The following is a 17,117-nucleotide window of genomic DNA, read 5'->3' as shown; positions in this document are numbered from 1 at the left end:
CATGCGAGCAGTGGGGGCCGCGGAGGTCGCACCGGCGACGTACGCCTGGGAAATCCAGGCGGCGGGGCTGAAGGTGCGGGTGGGGCGGCGGAAGATGGCCGTGGACGGGCTCGACCTGTCGCTCGGCAAGGGCGTCCACGGGCTGCTGGGCCCGAACGGCGCGGGCAAGACGACGCTGATCCGCGCGCTGGCCACGGTGCTGCGGCCGGTTTCGGGTGACCTGACGCTCCTGGGCACGTCGGCCGGCGCGCAGTCCGGCCGGCGCGAGCTGCGCCGCCGGATCGGGTACCTGCCGCAGAACTTCGGGTTCTACAAGCGGTTCACGGTCCGGGAGTTCGTCGAGTACCTGGCCTGGCTGAAGGAGATGTCCAAAGAGGACATTCCGGGGGCGGTCCAGCGCGCGGTGGAGCGGGTGGGCCTGGCCGACCGCGCGGACGACCGGCTGAAGACGTTGTCCGGCGGCATGATCCGCCGGGTGGGCATCGCCCAGGCGATCGTCAACGACCCGGACATCCTCCTGCTCGACGAGCCGACGGCGGGCCTGGACCCGGCCCAGCGCGTCCGGTTCCGCGAGCTGGTCCAGCAGCTGGGCCGCGACTCGTGCGTGCTGATCTCGACGCACCTGGTGGAGGACGTGGCGACGGCGTGCCAGGACGTGGTGCTGTTCGCCGAGGGCAGGCTGGTGTTCCAGGGGACGCCGGAAGCACTGGCCGAGGCGGGCACCTCCGACGACGTCGGCGACAGCCCGATCGAGCGGGGCTATTCGGCCCTGCTGAAGCACGAGCCGGGCCGGGGGACGTGGTGATCTTCCGCATCGAACTCCGGCGCTCGATCGCGCCCTGGGCCGCACTGGCGCTGCTCGCCTTCGCGCTCGGCTTCCTCTTCCTCCTGTCCGGTCCCTGGTGGAAGGTGCCGGCGCCGTGGACCGCGCAGACCACCACGACCGCCCTCTGGGTGCGGTTCCTCCTCCAGTTCCTCTGGCCCGTCGTGGTCGGGGCCGGGGCGATCCAGGGCATGCGCGACAGCCGGTCCGGCGTGACCGAGCTGCTCGCCACCACCCCGCGGCCGCACTGGCATCGGGCACTGCGGCTGGCCGGCGCCGTCGGGGCGCTCACCGGGCTGGCCTACCTGCTCGTCTTCGCGGTCGGTCTCGGCGAAGTCCTCGCCCACGGCGGGTTCGTTTCGCCCGCCTTCGTGCCCGTCCTGCTGATCGGGGTCCTCGGTGTCGTCGCCGGGGGCTGGGCCGGGATGGCCGTCGGACGGCTGCTCCCGCACCCGCTGACCGCGCCCGGCCTCGCCGTGCTGACCCTCGTCGGGACCACCCTCTGCTGGATGGCGCTCGAACCCGACCTGGACGCCGGTCTGCCGCGCCGGCTCGGTCCGCTCGCGCCCGCGCTCGCCGAGCCGCGCGGGGCCATGGTGACCACCACGGTGTCGCTCGACGTCGGCCAGGCCGTGTGGTTCGGCGGCCTCGCCGTCACGGCGTTCCTGCTGCTGTCGGCCGGTTCCACCCGGGCACGGCTGCTGAGCCTGCTACCGCTCGTCGCCGGGGTGGCCATCGCCCTGCCGCTGTTTCCCGCCGCGCCCGAAGCGGCTCTCACCGCCGACAGCCACGCCGCCCGGAAGGTCTGCGACGGGCCCGTCTGCGTGGCGGCCCTCCATCGGGACCGGCTGGCTGCGTTGAACGGCCCGGCGCGCGAAGCACTCGCCATGCTCGCGAAGCTGCCCGGAGCGCCGACGCGGGTCGAGGAGCAGGTTGCGCCCGACTCCGTCACCGAGCCCCCTCGGCGTGACGCGGACGTCGTCTACCTCGACTTCCAGCGCAACGACAAGCTGCTCACCGCGGACGCCGCCGGCCTGCGGGCCGCCGTGCTCTCCGGTGCGGGGGTGCCCTCCTGCGAGCGGCCGAGCACCGCCAGCGTGTCCGACATGGGCGCGCGGATGATCGCGGCCGCGTACTTCAGCGGGGAACTCACGCCCCTTCCCGAGTACACCAGCCGCTGGTTCGCGACCCGGGCGGCCCCGATCGAACGAGCCTGGGACCAGTTCCGCGCCCTGCCCGCCGACGTCCGGTTCGCGCGGATCGTCGCCCTGCGGCAGGTGCTGCTGACCTGTCACGGCGAGCCGCTCGACACGCTGGTGCCGGGAGCCCTCCGGTGAGGGGGCTGACGCTGTACGCCCGATCGCGGCAGGTGCCGGCCGCGTTCGCCGCCCTCCTCGTCGTGACGGCCACGGTCTGGTTCCCGGGGCGGGACGTGTGGAACGTCGCCCTGGTCTCCCTGGCCCTGACCGCCGGGATCGCGGTGACGGCGACCGGGCTCAGCGGCCAGGACGCCGACCTCGACCGGACCGCCGCCCGGCCGTGGCCGGTCCGGCGGTTCGCGCACCTGGCGCTGCTCGCCGCCGCGGCCGGTGCGCTGGTGCTGGGGGTGCAGGAACTGGGCCCGTCCACGGTCGCACTGGCGGTCGTCGTGCGTGACGCGGCCGGCCTGGCGGGCCTGGCCGGCCTCGCCGTCACGGCCGCCGGGGGCCACTTCGGCTGGACGCTGCCGCTGGCCTGGTGCGCGATCAGCCCGTTCGTCCCGAACGACGCCTCGACGGCGAGCCGGGTCGTGGCGTGGCTGCTGCAGCCCGCGGGAACGGCGGCCGCCACCTGGACCGCGGTGGTCCTGGCGGTGACGGGCGCGGTGACCTACACCGCCTGGGGCGGCCGCCGGTGATCCCCGGTCAGACGTTGCGGATGTTCAGCACCAGTTCGTAGGGCTCCTGGTCCCAGCCTTCGACCCCGAAGGCGAGGATGCGTTCGGGGCGGATGCGGATCAGGGCGTCGTCGAAGTGGTCCTTCGGGACGTGGTCGTAGTGCTTCTCCGGGAAGTCGACGCCGACCAGCGCTTCGGCGTGGCCCCGGATCTCCAGGCACCGCACCCGCCACGGGTTCGTCGAGGGGACGTCGTCGACGACGAAGGCGACCTGGTCGTTCGCTTCGATGTTGCGGTACTTCTTGCTGTCGCGCAGCTTGCGCCCGGTCACGTCGATGCTCTTCTCGTCCGGGTTGTACCGGAAGCCGACCGGATTCACCTGGAGGGTCCCGTTCGGCTGCTGGGTCGCGAGGCGGCCGATCTGCTGGGCGGCGAGGTAGGCGATCTCTGTTTCGGTGAACATTCACGAAGTGTCGAACTTCAAGTTCCCTTGAAGTCAAGCACCCGCGCGGCGAACCGCGCGCCGATCCGGCGGTGGGCCGCCGGGCACGGGTGCAGGTCGTCCGGCAGTGGCAGGTCCGCGAAGTCCGGTTCGCCGTAAAGGTTCCGGCCGTCCAGGTAGCTCAGGTGCACATCCGACGCCTGCCGCTGCGCCACGATCCGGGCCAGCTCCGCCCGGATCACCTCCAGGGTCAGCTTGCCCGCCGCGCGCTCGGCCGGGTCGCCGGTCGCGCGGAACCGGACCTCGCCGCGGGCCAGTGCCTCGTGGTCGAAGTCGCCCGGCCCCGGCGTTTGCTCGTGAATCGGGCAGTACAGCGGGGACACGACGACGAGCGGGGTGTCCGGGTGGCCCTCGCGGATCGTGTCGAGGAACCCGTGCACCGCGGGCCCGAACGCGCGCAGCCGCATCAGGTCGGCGTTGACCACGTTGATGCCGAGCTTGACGCTGACGACGTCGGCGGGCGTGTCGCGCAGCGCCCGCGCGGTGAACGGGTCGAGCAGCGCGTTGCCGCTGAAACCGAGGTTCACCAGGTCGACGCCGGCCGAAAGCGCGGCCAGCGCGGTCCACGTCGTCGACGGGCTCGCCGCGTTCGAGCCGTGGCTGATCGAGCTGCCGTGGTGCAGCCACACCCGGTCCGCCCGTGGCGCGGGCGAAACCGGCGCGTCGGTGCGCAAGGCGGCCAACGTCGTCAGTTCGTTGTGCGGCAACCAGATCTCGACGTCCTTGTCGTGCCCGGGAAGGTTCGCGAACCGGACACCGGCGGGTGCGGTTGCCTGGGCGGCGAGCTGGCCGTCGACCAGCAGGTCGTAAACGCCGTCGGGCCGTGGCGGCGCACCCGGGTACTCGACCTTCGCCGGCAGCGTGTCGAGTTCGATCACGCGCGCCCTCGTGCGGAACCGCAGCCGGACGCCGGCGGGCTGCGCCTCGGCGATGGCGAGCCGCGGGTCGGTGTTCTGCGCCCGCGCGCGGGCCGGCAGCCGGTGCGGCACCAGGCCGCGTCCGGTGCGTTCGAGTTCGAGGGCACCGCGGACGAGCTCCGCGGTCAGCGGGACGTCGATCACGGGCGTGGCCAATCCTGCAGGAGGGTGTCGAGGGCGGCGAGGATGCGGACCCAGCTTTCGGGGGCGGCGGGCGAGCTGTGGTCGAACCCGCCCTGGGCTTCGAGGCTGACGAACCCGTGGAAGACGCTGCCGAGCAGCCGCACGGCGTGCGTCTCGTCCGGCCCGGCCAGGTCGTAGCCGCGGAGGATCGCGCGCAGCATTTCGGCGTGCCGGGGGCCGGCGCTCGCGGCCGCGGTCGCCGGGTCCAGCCGCAGCTGGGCGGCGGCGTACCGGCCCGGGTGTTCGCGGGCGTAGTCGCGGTAGACGTCGGCGAAGGCGACGAGCGCGTCCCGCCCGGCCCGGCCCGCGAGCGCGGCGGCGGCCCGGCCGGCGAGCTCGTCGAGCGCCAGCAGCGCCACCTTCACCCGCAGGTCGTGGGCGTTCTTGACGTGCGAATACAGGCTGGCGACCTGGACGCCGAGCCGCCGGGCCAGCTCCGACGGCGTCAGCCGGTCGAAGCCCGCCTCGTCGGCCAGCTCCGCGGCGGCGCGCACCACGCGTTCCGTGGTCAGTCCGGCTCGAACCATCATCCTTCTCCCTGTTGCCTAAAGCCAGGGTAGATCAACCTAAAGGCTTTAGGCAATCGGGGTCAGGAGAAGAGGGCGTCCGCCCAGCTCGACTCGCGCGTCACACCCGGCGGGACCGCGAAGTGCGCCGACCCGGTGTGCTGGACGTACTCCATCATCGCGTCCTTCGACGACAGCGCCTGCTGCATCGGCACGTACTGCTTGCGGGTGTCGCGGTTGAACGCCAGGAAGAACAGCCCCGCTTCGAGGTGTCCGACGCCGTCCGAACCGTCGACGAAGTTGTAGCCGCGGCGCAGGATCCGGACACCGTTGAGCGCCTGGTGCGAGGCCAGCCGGACGTGCGCGTCCGCCGGAATCAGCTTCTCGCCGCCCGCGCCGCCGACGTCGAGGTCCAGCTCGTCGAACTCCGCGGTCTGGCCCAGCGGGGCGCCGGTGCCCTTGGTGCGGCCGATGATCTTCTCCTGGCCGTCGAGGGTCTCGCGGTCCCACGTCTCGATGTGCATCCGGATCCGGCGCGCCACCAGGTACGAGCCGCCGGCCATCCAGGCCGGCCCGTCGGCCGCGGTGGCCCACACCTGGTCGGCCAGCACGTCGGGTTCCTCGGCCTTGATGTTGTTCGTGCCGTCCTTGAAGCCGAACAGGTTCCGCGGCGTCTGCTGTTCGCGCGAAGTCGACGAGCTGCGGCCGAAGCCGAGCTGCGACCAGCGGACCTCGGTGACGCCGAAGCCGAGCCGGACCAGGTTGCGGACCGCGTGCACCGCCACCTGCGGGTCGTCCGCGCAGGCCTGGATGCACAGGTCGCCGCCGCTGCGGGCCGGGTCGAGCTTGTCCTTCGGGAACAGCGGCAGGTCGATCAGCTGCGGCGGCCGCTTGCCCGCCAGGCCGAACCGGCCGTCGAACAGCGACGGCCCGAAGCCGATGGTCAGCGTCAGGTTCGACGGCGGCAGGTCGAGCGCCTCGCCGGTGTCGCCGGGCGGGGCGTACGCGCCGCTGCCGACCGCGCCGCCCGCCACGACCTCCTGGCCCGCCGTCATCCGGCGGGCCGCGTCGGTCCACGTCTTCAGCAGCTGCCGCAGCTTCTCGCGGTCTTTCGTCGTGACGTCGAGGGCGGCGAAGTGCAGGTTGGCCTGCGCCGGGGTCGAGATGCCGGCCTGGTGCTCGCCGTGGAAGGCGACGGTGTTCGTCGCCGCCTCGGCGTTGCCGCTCGTCGCCTTGTCGATCCCGATGCCGGCGGCGGCCCCGGCCCCGGCCAGCGCGACACCCGCACCGGCCAGGCCGAAGAGCTTCCGCCGCGAGACGCGCGTGCCCTCTGTCGACGTCACTTCGACACGACCTCCGCAACCTTGCTCAGCGGTTCGCTCAGCGCGTCGACGGCCGAAGCGAACTCCTTGACCTGGTCCTGGGAAAGATCGGTATAGGACTTGAAGCCGTCACCGGAACGCTGCTTGTCGAGCAGGCCCTGCACGTTCGCGAACTCCTTGTCCAAGGTGGACACCAGCGCGGCGTCCTTGGCCTGCAGGACCGGCCGCAGCGCTGTGATCGCGCCCTTCGAACCGTCCAGGTTGGCCTGGAAGTCCCAGAGGTCGGTGTGCGAGAAGGCTTCTTCCTCGCCGGTGATCTTGCCGGTGGCGACCTCGTCGAGCAGGCCCTTGGCGCCGTTCGCGAGGTCCAAAGCGGACAGTTCGAGCGTCTTGGTCTTGGTGACCAGGTCCTTGACGTCGGTCACCAGCTTGTCGGCGATCTGGCCGCTGTCGGGCTGCAGGCCGGTCTTGAAGAGGTCCTTCTCCAGCCGGTGGAAGCCGGTGAACTGCTGGTTCGGCTCGAGGTCGGCTTCGCGGACGTCGATGGCCGGGTCGAGGTCGCCGAACTTCTCGGCGACCGGCTCGATCCGCTCGTAGTAGGTGCGGGTGCGGGCGTACGCGGCCTTCGCCTCGTCGACCTTGCCGGCCTTCACGAGGTCGGCGAACTTGACCGTCTCGTCCTGCAGCGCCGAGGTGTTGTTCGCGATGTAGTCGGCGTAGCTCCTGGTGGCCTGCGCCTTCTGGGCGTTGCTGTCGTTCTGCTTCGCGACGCCGCCGGTGACGGTGAAGTCGCCGCGGATGCCGGTGCCGGACATCCCCGGCTTGCACGCGGTCTGGTACTTGCCGGCGTCGGCGACCTCGACGATCAGCCGCCGGTTGAGCCCGGGCGCGATGTTCTCGACCTCGCCCATGATCCGGTCGCCCTCGGCGTAGAGGTAGAACTCGGTGACCTTGGTGCCCTTGTTGGTGATCTCGAAGGTCACGTTGCCGGCGCCGGCCGTGGTCGCGGAGACCTCGCACGCGGTGTCGGACGCGGCGACCTTGATCGGGCCGCCGGCCGCCGCGGGCTGGCTCTTGCTGTCGCACGCGGCCAGCGTCACCAGCACGGCGGCGCCGGCCAGCACGGCCAGCGAGGGGGTCTTGCGCACGGTCACTCCTTCGAGGCGGCCGCGGCGGCGGGCGCCGGCGCGGTCTTCTTGCTGGGCTTGAGGAACAGCGGCAGCACGACGGCGACGTAGGCGACCCAGGCGACGGCCTGCAGGACGGTCGTCTGCTGCGAGTAGTTGAAGATGCCCTTCAGCAGGGCGCCGTACCAGGACGTCTCGGGCAGCGTGGCCGAGGCGTCGAAGGCCAGGGTGTCGATGCCCGGCAGGAAGGCGGCCTCCTGCAGGTCGTGGAGGCCGTAGCCGAGCACGCCCGCGGCGACGAACACCAGCAGGACGCCGGTGATCGTGAAGAACTTCGACAGGTTGAAGCGGACCGCGCCCTTGTACAGCAGCCAGGCGAGCACGACGGCCGCGGCGATGCCGATGGCGAAGCCGATCAGCGGCTGGACGGTGTCCGACTGCGCGGCCTGCACGGTCGAGTAGAAGAACACCGCGGTCTCGAGCCCTTCGCGCCCGACCGCGAGGAACGACAGCAGCAGCACGGCCGCCGGCCCGACGTTCAGGGCGTCGTCCATCTTCCCGCGCAGCTCGGCGGCGATGCTCTTCGACGCCTTGCGCATCCAGAAGATCATCGCGGTGACGAACCCGACGGCGACGATCGACAGGCTGCCGCCGAGCAGCTCCTGGTGTTCGAAGGTCAGCTGGTGGGTCGTGAAGGTGAGGATCGCGCCGACGGCGACCGACAGCAGCACCGCGGCGCCGACGCCCGGCCAGACCCAGCGCAGCGCGTGCCGCCGCTCGGTCTTGACCAGGAAGGCCACCAGGATGCTGACGACCAGCGCCGCTTCCAGGCCTTCGCGCAGCCCGATCAGCGCGCTCGAGAACAACACCGGTCCGCCTCCCTGAGTTTCTGCTTCCGAGATGGTTTTAGGTAAGGCTCACCTGTAAGTCCAGTGCCCGGTCGTCCGCTCGAAACGATGCAATCGGGCAAAAGGGACACCGACGCGAAGTTAGGTTAGGGTAACCGCAGGTCAGGGGCCTGCGCGTCGACTCGATAACGAATTCTGTGATTTCGCAGGCAGTCGGCCTGGGTTTACCCTTAGCTTGTCTGGTCAGGCGATCGGGTGACCCCCTTGAGTGGCTCCGTAACCTGTTCGGGTGGCCGATACCGCTCAGCCGACCGTCACGCCTCCGTCGCCGCTGCCTCCGGGCGGCCCGCCCAGGCGGTACGTCGGCCGGATCGCCCTCGCGCTCGGGCTGGTGACCGCCGGCGTGGTCCTCCTGGTGACCATCGGGGTCCGGAACCCGGACGCGCCGGTCGCGTCACCGCCGGTCCAGCCGGCTCTCGCGATTCCCGAACAGCGCCCGCAGCCGGGCGCCGAAGCGCCGCGGGCCGGGCTCGCCGCGCCGGTCGACCGGCCGGAGGTGTCGGATCGGGCCGAACTGGACGCCTGGGCGGCCCGCGTCGCGGGCAAGACGCACGTCCCCGCGCGCGTGCTCTCGGCGTACGGGCGGGCGGAGATGTGGATGCAGCGCCAGAAGCCGACGTGCCACCTCTCGTGGGCGACCCTCGCGGGCATCGGCCGGGTCGAGACCGGACGCGGGGAGTTCGACCTCGCGGCGGTCGGCGCGGACGGCCGGGTGGCGAAGCCGGTGGTCGGCCCGCCGCTCGACGGCTCGCCGGGCGTCCCGGCGGTACACGATTCCGACGGCGGCAAACTCGACGGCGACAAGTCCTGGGACCACCTGATCGGCCCGATGCAGTTCCTGCCGTCGACGTGGAAGAAGTACCAGGAGCGCGCGAACGGCGACGGCGGTACCCCGGACCCGCAGAACGTCGACGACGCGGCCTTCACGGCGGCGCGCTTCCTGTGTTCCGGCGGCGACGACCTGGGCACGCCCTCCGGCTGGTGGCGGGCGATCCTGTTCTACAACCAGGCCGTGACGTACGGCCAGGACGTCTTCAGCGCGGCGGACGCCTACGCGGAGGCGAGCGTCGCGCCCTGATGAGGGTTCAGAGCTCGCGGTCGGCGACGAACGGCGTGACGGCCATCAGCACGAGCAGCAGCAGGCCGGCGTACGCGCCCAGCGTGGCGAAGATCGACATCGTGGTTCCTCCCGGTTTCGGTCTGCAACCAGCTTCGCCGGAGGAGGGGGCCGGGGACATCGGTCGAGGGGCCCGGCCTGATCGGCCGAACGGCTGAGGTGTCCCGGGCCGTTCGGCCCTGGTCAGGGTTCGCGCAGCGCGATGTGCGCCTTGACCTCGCTGATCGCCTCGAGGTACTCCGGCACCGGGTTCATCGCCGACGCGATCCGCAGCTGGCCCAGCGCCTCGACGAACCGGCCGAGCCGCTGCAGCGTGCGGCCCAGGACGAACCGCGCGTAGTGGTCCGTCGGATCGAGCTCCAGCACCCGGGTGAACGCCTCTTCGGCGCGGCGCAGCTGGGCGGAGTGGAAGTACGCGCGCCCGGCCAGCAGGTGCACCGACGGCTTGTCCGTTTCGGACTCCAGCAGGGGCTGCAACGCCTTCAGCGCGTCGAGCGGGCGACGGCGGCCGACCAGCTCTTCGGCCTGACGGAAGGCGTGGAACCGCGACTCCTCGGGAGGCTGCGAAGCAGCTGCGGCGTCCGTCATGGTCACTCCCACGTTACCCCCGGGGAGGGGGATGCACACGCCGCCGAACGGGACGTGATGGACTGTGCCGCCATGAGCAGCGGGTACCGGGGCCTGGCGCCCTACCTCTACTACTCCGACGCCACGGCGGCGCTCGCCTGGCTGACCAGGGCCTTCGGTTTCACCGAGGAGGTCCGGTTCTGCGACGCGGCGGGCGAGGTCTTCCAGGCGACGCTGCGGGCGGGCGACGCGCGGATCCAGATCGCCGGCGTCGGGCCGGGCTACTGGCAGGCCAAGGGCGTCGACGGGCCGGTCGGCCAGCTCAACATCCTCTACGTCGAGGACGTCGACGAGGTGTACGAGCGGATCGAGGCGGCGCTGGGCGAGGAGTGCGAGCTGGAGCCGCCCCAGGACCAGCCCTACGGCGCCCGGGTGTTCACCGTCGCCGACCTCGGCGGCAACAGCTGGACGTTCTGGCAGCAGACGTCCGAGACCGTCGAGCTGCCGCCGGGCTGGCAGGAGGTCCGCGCGGGCGGAGAGTCCTCCAACGGGTGATGTGCGGCGAAGGCTAGGCTGGGCGCGTCATCGCAGGCAAGACGCACCGAGGAGCATGGCGTGGCTCTCATCGAGCAGGTAGGCGCGCGCGAGATTCTGGACTCGCGCGGCAACCCGACGGTCGAGGTGGAGGTGGCTCTCGACGACGGCACCCTGGCGCGGGCCGCGGTCCCTTCGGGGGCGTCGACCGGTGAGCACGAAGCGGTCGAGCTGCGTGACGGCGACACCGGCCGCTACAACGGCAAGGGCGTCGAGCGCGCGGTCGCCGCGGTGCTCGACGAGATCGGCCCGGAGATGGTCGGCATCGAGGCCGTCGACCAGCGGATCGTCGACCAGAAGCTGGTCGACCTCGACGGCACGCCGGCGAAGTCCCGCCTCGGCGCGAACGCCATCCTCGGCGTCTCGCTGGCCGTCGCGAAGGCCGCCGCCGAGTCGGCCGAGCTGGAGCTGTTCCGCTACCTGGGCGGCCCGAACGCGCACGTGCTGCCGGTGCCGATGCTGAACATCCTCAACGGCGGTTCGCACGCCGACAGCAACGTCGACATCCAGGAGTTCATGATCGCGCCGATCGGCGCGGAGACCTTCCGCGAGGCCCTGCGCTGGGGCACCGAGGTCTACCACTCGCTGAAGTCGGTGCTGAAGGGCCGCGGCCTGTCCACCGGTCTGGGCGACGAAGGCGGCTTCGCGCCGAACCTGGCGAACAACCGCGAGGCGCTCGACCTGATCCTGCAGGCCATCGAGAAGGCCGGCTACACCCCGGGCCGCGATGTCGCGCTCGCGCTCGACGTCGCCGCGACGGAGTTCTTCGCCGACGGCGCGTACACCTTCGAGGGCAGCAAGAAGAGCGCGGAGCAGATGTCGGCGTACTACGCCGAGCTGATCCGCGACTACCCGATGGTCTCCGTCGAGGACCCGCTGAGCGAGGACGACTGGGACGGCTGGGTCACCCTGACCGCCGAGATCGGCGAGAAGGTCCAGATCGTCGGCGACGACCTGTTCGTCACCAACCCGGACCGCCTCGAAGAGGGCATCACCCGCCGCGCCGCCAACGCGCTGCTGGTGAAGGTCAACCAGATCGGCACCCTGTCCGAGACGCTCGACGCGATCTCGCTGGCCACGTCGTTCGGCTACAAGTCGATGATGAGCCACCGTTCGGGCGAGACCGAGGACACGTTCATCGCGGACCTGGCGGTCGCCACCGGCGTCGGCCAGATCAAGACCGGTGCCCCGGCCCGCGGCGAGCGGATCGCCAAGTACAACCAGCTGCTGCGCATCGAGGAGACCCTCGGTGACGCCGCCCGGTACGCCGGCGAGCTGGCCTTCCCGCGGTTCAGCGCCGAGGCCTGATGGCGGACCGGGGGAGGACGCGCGGCCGCCGCGGCGGTGGCGGCGGGGCGGCGCGGGTCGGTGGACCCGCGCGGACCCGCCGTCCCGAGGCCGGTCGGGCGGGGAGCCCGGGATCCCGGTCGCCCCGCACGGACGGCACGGCGGCGGCGCGGCGCCGCACCGGCGACGCGGAGACCACCCGGGCCCGGTTGCGCCGGGGCCTGGCGGCGAAGCGCGCGTCGGGCGCCGCGAAGGTGCTCGGCATGTCCACCACCCGCCGCGCGGCGGTGGTGGCGATCGTGGTGTGCGCGCTGGCGTTCACCATCGCCGTGCCCCTGCGCACGTACCTCTCCCAGCGGACCGAGGTCCGCGAACAGCAGGCGCAGCAGGCCCAGCTGCAGCAGGAGGTCGCTCAGCTCCAGGGCCGCAAGGCGGAGCTGAGCGACCCGGCGCAGATCGAGGCGGAGGCCCGGCGGCGGCTGCGGTACGTCAAGCCGGGCGAGACGCCGTACATCGTCCAGCTGCCGGAGGACAAGGCCCCGGACGCGGTCCCGCCGGCGGGCCAGCAGCCGGCCGCGGGCAACTCCTGGTACGAGAACCTCTGGAACCAGGTCTCTTCGGGCTGACCGGAGCCCACGCTCTAACCTGGACCGCGTGAACAGCACGCAGCAGCACCGGTTCGAGCCCGTCACCGAAGCCGACCGCGAAATCATCGCGGAGCAGCTCGGACGGCCGCCGCGAGCGTTGCGGGCCGTCGCCGCCCGGTGCCCGAGCGGGCACCCCTCCGTCGTGCAGACCAGCCCGCGGCTGGAGAACGGCACGCCGTTCCCGACGCTCTACTACCTCACCTGCCCGAAGCTGAACTCGATGATCGGCACCATCGAGGCGTCCGGGATCATGAAGGAGATGACCGAGCGGCTCACCACCGATCCCGAGCTCGCCGCGCAGTACCAGCGCACCCACGAGACTTACCTCGCCGAGCGGGACGCGATCGAGCCGCTCGGGCACCAGGTCACCGCGGGCGGCATGCCCGGCCGTGTCAAGTGCCTGCACGTCCACGTCGCGCACTCGCTCGCCGTCGGGCCCGGCGTGAACCCGTTCGGTGACGAGACGCTCGCCCTGCTTAAGGCCAACGGGTGGCCCTCGGGGGACTGCGCCGCGTAACGCTCGCGCGTGGTGAACAGATAACTGGTCTGGGTGAGCGAAAACCCCGATTCGGGTCTTTCGACGGGGTGAAACCTCGCCTCGGGTACGGCAGGCTGTGTCCCGAGGGTGGCGACCGATCCGGCCAGGAGGGCTCTGAGTCATGCGTGTGCGGCGGCTGCCAGACGCAGTCGGGAGCTACACCCGGCGGTTCGGGATCCGCCACCGCACCGCGTTCCCCCTGGTCACCGGCATCCTCGCGGTCGTCCCGGCGCTGGTCGCCGGCGGTGGCACCCTCGGCTGGCTCGGCGGGACCGGCGACCACACCCGCGACGCCGCGCTCGGCCAGGGCTACGACCCCGGCCACGCCGCCATCCAGCAGATCGCCGTCGACGGCACCCTCCCCGGCGCGCCCACCCCGCTGCCGCTGCCGGCGTACGAGCTCCCCGACGGCCCGCTCGGCATCCCGGCCACCGCGCTGGCCGCGTACAAGAACGCCGCCGACATCCTCGGGCGCGAGCTGCCCGCGTGCCACATCGACTGGGCCCTGATCGCCAGCATCGGCCGGATCGAGTCCAACCACGCGCGCGGCGGGTACGTCGACGCGGCCGGGACCACCCGCGAGCCGATCCTCGGCCCGCAGCTCAACGGCCAGGGCGGGTTCGCCGCGATCCCGGACACCGACCAGGGCCTGCTCGACACGGACCCGGTGTGGGACCGCGCGGTCGGGCCGACCCAGTTCATCCCGGGGACCTGGCGGGCGTACGCCTCCGACGGCAACGGCGACGGCAAGGCCGACCCGAACAACATCTTCGACGCGGCCCTGGCCACCGGCCGGTACCTCTGCTCCGGCGGGTTCGACCTGGCGAAGGCCGACCAGCTGCGCGGGGCGGTCTACCGCTACAACAACTCCGACACCTACGTGAACACGGTCGTCCTCTGGGCGGACGCCTACCGCAACGGGATCATGCAGGTGCCGGACAGCACGGTCCCGATCGGCGCCCCGAACGCGGCCGCGGCCCCGCCCCCGCCGGCGGTCCCGCCGCCGCCGGTCCCGGCGACGACGCCGTCGTCACCGACAACCACGCCGACAAGCCCGGGCCCGACGACGACGCCGTCGAAGCCATGCGCGTCGCCGACGACCACGACGACCACGACGACGGAGATCAGCGTGACCACCGTGCCGTCGCCGACCACCACACCCACCGACCCGACGACCAGCCCCAAGCCGCCGACGACGACACCCACGCCGTCCTGCGGTGCCGTGATCACCTCGGTCAGCACGTCGACCACCTTGACCACGACCACGGTGCCGTCACCCGCCAGTTAGGGTGATCGCATGCCTCGTGTTGCCGCGATCGACTGTGGGACCAACTCCATCCGCCTGCTCGTCGCCGAGCTGACGCCGCGCCACGACGGCACGGTCGACCTGCGCGACCTGCACCGGGAGATGCGGATCGTCCGGCTCGGCCAGGGCGTCGACGCCACCGGCGAGCTGGCCCCCGAGGCGCTCGAACGCACCCGGGCCGCGCTGGCCGACTACACGGCCGCCGCCCGGCGCAAGGGCGCGGAGAAGGTGCGCATGGTGGCCACCTCGGCCACCCGCGACGCCGGGAACCGCGACGACTTCTTCCGCATGACGCGCGAAACCCTCGGCGTCGAGGCCGAAGTGATCAGCGGCGACGAAGAGGCGCGGCTGTCCTTCACCGGCGCGGTCGGCGAGCAGGACCCGGACGACGGCCCGTTCGTCGTGGTCGACGTCGGCGGCGGTTCGACCGAGCTGGTCCTCGGCACCTGGGACGGCCGCCGGGCGGAGGTGCTCGCGGCGAAGTCCGTCGACATCGGCTGCGTCCGCATCACCGAGCGCGCGCTCAAGAGCGACCCGCCGACCGCGGACGAGATCGCGGCGGCCCGCGACCTGGCGGGCAAGGTCCTCACCGAGGCGTTCGACGTCGTCGACGTCGCCCGCGCGAAGACGTGGGTGGGCGTCGCGGGCACGGTGACCACGCTGTCGGCGATCGCGCTGGGCCTGCCGGAGTACGACAGCGAGCGCGTGCACCTGTCCACATTGACCCCGGCGGCCATCGACCGCCTGGCGACCGAGCTGCTGCAGAGCGACCACGCCACCCGCGCGGCCAACCCGGTGATCCACCCGGGACGCGTCGACGTCATCGGCGGCGGCGCGGTAGTGGTCCAGACCCTCGCGGAACAGCTCGCGGCCCGCGGCGGCCCGACGGAGCTGGTGGTCAGCGAGCACGACATCCTCGACGGCATCGCCCTCTCCCTCGCCTGACCGCTCGCCACCACCGCTCGTTCGCCCGACCGACCGTTCGGACGTCCCAAAGGGCTTGTGGCGCAACGGAACCCTGGGTGAGCGGGCGATGACCTGCTGTCCACGCTGGTCCGTCCGGAGCATCCGGTTTGCTACCTTGGTTGTGCTCCAACCAGGTGGTCCTGACGGTCGTCACTGATTTGCAACACCGCAGTCCTGTGATCAGCTTCACCGCCCCCGATAGCGTGCGTCTCACCTTTCGGGCAGACGGAGATGGAGGGGATCATGCGTCCTTCGCGCAGGCTCTGGGGACCCACGGTGGTGATGACCTCGCTGGCGCTCGCGCTCACCGCGTGCGGCGGCGGTTCGGGCAGCTCCACCGGCGCCGGCGGGACGGATCCGGACGGCACCGTCAGCGTCTACGGCACCGAACCGCAGAACGCGCTGGTCCCGACCAACATCAACGACCTGGGTGGCACCAAGGCGATCCAGCCGATGTTCGCCACGCTCGTCGGCTTCAAGGGTGCGGACGCGCAGCCGTTCAACCTGATGGCGGACTCGATCACCACGACCGACTCCAAGGTCTACGACATCAAGATCAAGCAGGGCTGGAAGTTCCACGACGGCACCGAGGTGAAGGCGCACAACTTCATCGACGCCTGGAACTACGGCGCCTACGGGCCGAACGGCCAGCTCAACACCGACTTCTACTCGAACATCCAGGGGTACGCCGACGTCCACCCCGAAGACAAGAACGCCAAGCCGGCCACGGACAAGATGTCCGGGCTGGTCGCGAAGGGCGACTACGAGTTCCAGGTGACGCTCACCGCGCCGTTCTCCGTCTTCGACATCAAGGTCGGCTACCAGGCCTTCGCGCCGCTGCCGGACTCGTTCTTCAAGGACCCCAAGGGCTTCGAGCAGCACCCGATCGGCAACGGCCCGCTGAAGTTCGTGTCGCGTACGCCCAACCAGGACATCAAGCTCACCCGGTTCGACGACTACAAGGGTGACGACAAGGTCAAGTTCAAGAACCTCGACATCAAGATCTACTCCAGCCAGGAGACCGCCTACCAGGACCTGCTGAGCGGGCGGCTCGACTTCATGGAGACGCTGCCGCCGTCGGCCGTCGCGGGCGGGAAGTACAAGAACGACCTGGGCGACCGCCTGGTCACCGGTCACCTGCTCGGGATCAGCACCATCGCCATCCCGTACTACGTGCCCGGGTACAACAACCTCGAGCTGCGCAAGGCCATCGCGATGTCGATCGACCGCGCGCAGATCACCAAGACCGTCATGAACGACACCTACGTGCCGGCCGACGGCTACATCTCGCAGGGCATCCCGGGTTACCGGCCCGGCGTCTGCCAGTTCTGCAAGTACGACCCGGCGGCGGCGAAGGCGGCGTTCCAGAAGTCCGGCTTCCAGGGCAAGCTGACCATCGCGTCCAACGCGGACGGTGGCCGCAAGGAACCGCTCGTCGCGGCGTGCAACAGCATCAAGAACACCCTCGGCGTCGAGTGCGACTTCGTGCCCGCGACCGACTTCGGGCAGTGGCGCAGCATCGTGACCGGCCACAAGCTCACCGGCATGGGCCGGTCGGACTGGTCGGCGGACTACCCGTCCATCGAGGACTTCCTCAACCCGATCTTCAAGACCGGCGGGTCCTCGAACGACTCGACGTACTCGAACCCGAAGGTCGACTCGATCCTCGCCCAGGCGGACGCCACCGCCAACAAGGACGCCGCGGTCAAGCTGTACCAGCAGGCCGAGGACCTGATCGCGCAGGACCTGCCGACGATCCCGGTGTGGGACGAGAAGGGCGTCGCGGCGAAGTCGAAGAACCTCAAGTCGGCGGCCCTGGACTTCCGCCGGATGCCGGACTACCCGTCCATCGAGGTCCTGAAGAAGTAGCAGCCGCTCCCACCACCACCGCCGTCGTGAGTGAGAAACAGTGTTCTAACCCTGTTTCTCAC

The 17,117-nt window shown here is 71.3% G+C and carries 18 protein-coding genes; 11 read left to right on the top strand and 7 right to left on the bottom strand.

Features of this window, described 5'->3' with window-relative positions:
* Position 1 precedes the first annotated feature (1 nt).
* From ABZW17_RS11625 to ABZW17_RS11615, 3 genes are read left to right on the top strand one after another with little or no spacing between them, the layout of a single operon-like run.
* Positions 2–805, top strand: coding sequence for an ABC transporter ATP-binding protein (locus ABZW17_RS11625; RefSeq protein WP_354812254.1), 804 nt, complete (start codon positions 2–4; stop codon positions 803–805).
* On the top strand, positions 802–2,160 hold the full coding sequence (locus tag ABZW17_RS11620; protein ID WP_354812252.1) for a hypothetical protein: 1,359 nt from the start codon (positions 802–804) through the stop codon (positions 2,158–2,160). The genes ABZW17_RS11625 and ABZW17_RS11620 overlap by 4 nt, the downstream gene beginning before the upstream one ends.
* Entirely contained in the window at positions 2,157–2,720 is a 564-nt protein-coding gene (locus ABZW17_RS11615) for a hypothetical protein (RefSeq protein WP_354812250.1), read from the top strand. The genes ABZW17_RS11620 and ABZW17_RS11615 overlap by 4 nt, the downstream gene beginning before the upstream one ends.
* Before the next feature lie 7 nt (positions 2,721–2,727).
* On the opposite strand, the gene ABZW17_RS11610 is transcribed toward ABZW17_RS11615, so the two are convergent.
* The 6 genes from ABZW17_RS11610 to efeU all read right to left on the bottom strand — a co-directional run bounded on the left by ABZW17_RS11610 (position 2,728) and on the right by efeU (position 8,125).
* A complete protein-coding gene (locus tag ABZW17_RS11610) occupies positions 2,728–3,162 on the bottom strand; it encodes a PPOX class F420-dependent oxidoreductase (protein ID WP_354812248.1) in 435 nt (144 codons plus the stop codon).
* Positions 3,163–3,179: 17 nt separating this feature from the next.
* Positions 3,180–4,262, bottom strand: coding sequence for an SGNH/GDSL hydrolase family protein (locus tag ABZW17_RS11605; protein WP_354812519.1), 1,083 nt, complete (start codon positions 4,260–4,262; stop codon positions 3,180–3,182).
* Positions 4,259–4,828, bottom strand: coding sequence for a WHG domain-containing protein (locus ABZW17_RS11600; protein WP_354812246.1), 570 nt, complete (start codon positions 4,826–4,828; stop codon positions 4,259–4,261). The genes ABZW17_RS11605 and ABZW17_RS11600 overlap by 4 nt, the downstream gene beginning before the upstream one ends.
* Before the next feature lie 62 nt (positions 4,829–4,890).
* Positions 4,891–6,150, bottom strand: coding sequence for an iron uptake transporter deferrochelatase/peroxidase subunit (efeB, locus tag ABZW17_RS11595; RefSeq protein WP_354812244.1), 1,260 nt, complete (start codon positions 6,148–6,150; stop codon positions 4,891–4,893).
* A complete protein-coding gene (efeO, locus tag ABZW17_RS11590) occupies positions 6,147–7,283 on the bottom strand; it encodes an iron uptake system protein EfeO (protein ID WP_354812242.1) in 1,137 nt (378 codons plus the stop codon). The genes efeB and efeO overlap by 4 nt, the downstream gene beginning before the upstream one ends.
* The gene (gene efeU / locus ABZW17_RS11585) at positions 7,280–8,125 is read right to left on the bottom strand and encodes an iron uptake transporter permease EfeU (RefSeq protein ID WP_354812240.1); all 846 of its coding nucleotides are present in this window, start codon (positions 8,123–8,125) and stop codon (positions 7,280–7,282) included. Before efeU ends, efeO begins: the two co-directional genes overlap by 4 nt.
* Positions 8,126–8,495: 370 nt before the next feature.
* Here efeU and ABZW17_RS11580 point away from each other — a divergent pair, with 370 nt between their 5' ends.
* Positions 8,496–9,242: a murein transglycosylase gene (locus ABZW17_RS11580; protein WP_354812517.1), complete on the top strand. Its 747-nt coding sequence runs from the start codon at positions 8,496–8,498 to the stop codon at positions 9,240–9,242.
* A 222-nt stretch (positions 9,243–9,464) separates the two neighbouring features.
* On the opposite strand, the gene ABZW17_RS11575 is transcribed toward ABZW17_RS11580, so the two are convergent.
* Positions 9,465–9,869, bottom strand: a complete 405-nt coding sequence (locus ABZW17_RS11575) for a tetratricopeptide repeat protein (RefSeq protein WP_354812238.1) — start codon at positions 9,867–9,869, stop codon at positions 9,465–9,467.
* A 72-nt stretch (positions 9,870–9,941) separates the two neighbouring features.
* Here ABZW17_RS11575 and ABZW17_RS11570 point away from each other — a divergent pair, with 72 nt between their 5' ends.
* From ABZW17_RS11570 to ABZW17_RS11540, 7 genes are all read left to right on the top strand, one after another.
* A complete protein-coding gene (locus ABZW17_RS11570) occupies positions 9,942–10,403 on the top strand; it encodes a VOC family protein (protein ID WP_354812236.1) in 462 nt (153 codons plus the stop codon).
* Positions 10,404–10,463: 60 nt separating this feature from the next.
* Positions 10,464–11,750 carry a phosphopyruvate hydratase gene (gene eno / locus ABZW17_RS11565; protein WP_354812234.1) on the top strand — a complete coding sequence of 429 codons (1,287 nt, stop codon included), beginning with the start codon at positions 10,464–10,466 and terminating at the stop codon, positions 11,748–11,750.
* Positions 11,751–11,992: 242 nt separating this feature from the next.
* Positions 11,993–12,355 carry a septum formation initiator family protein gene (locus ABZW17_RS11560; protein ID WP_354812515.1) on the top strand — a complete coding sequence of 121 codons (363 nt, stop codon included), beginning with the start codon at positions 11,993–11,995 and terminating at the stop codon, positions 12,353–12,355.
* 28 nt (positions 12,356–12,383) lie between these two features.
* Positions 12,384–12,893: a DUF501 domain-containing protein gene (locus tag ABZW17_RS11555; protein WP_354812232.1), complete on the top strand. Its 510-nt coding sequence runs from the start codon at positions 12,384–12,386 to the stop codon at positions 12,891–12,893.
* A gap of 142 nt (positions 12,894–13,035) precedes the next feature.
* Complete coding sequence (locus ABZW17_RS11550) at positions 13,036–14,202, top strand: lytic transglycosylase domain-containing protein (protein WP_354812230.1); 1,167 nt, start codon at positions 13,036–13,038, stop codon at positions 14,200–14,202.
* A 9-nt stretch (positions 14,203–14,211) separates the two neighbouring features.
* Entirely contained in the window at positions 14,212–15,165 is a 954-nt protein-coding gene (locus ABZW17_RS11545; protein WP_354812228.1) for a Ppx/GppA phosphatase family protein, read from the top strand.
* A gap of 264 nt (positions 15,166–15,429) precedes the next feature.
* Entirely contained in the window at positions 15,430–17,055 is a 1,626-nt protein-coding gene (locus tag ABZW17_RS11540) for an ABC transporter substrate-binding protein (RefSeq protein ID WP_354812226.1), read from the top strand.
* Positions 17,056–17,117 lie beyond the last annotated feature (62 nt).

Source organism: Amycolatopsis sp. NPDC004625 (assembly GCF_040609695.1).
Lineage (GTDB): Bacteria > Actinomycetota > Actinomycetes > Mycobacteriales > Pseudonocardiaceae > Amycolatopsis.
Note: the sequence above shows the minus strand (reverse complement) of the source record. Positions and strands in the feature narration are given on the sequence as shown.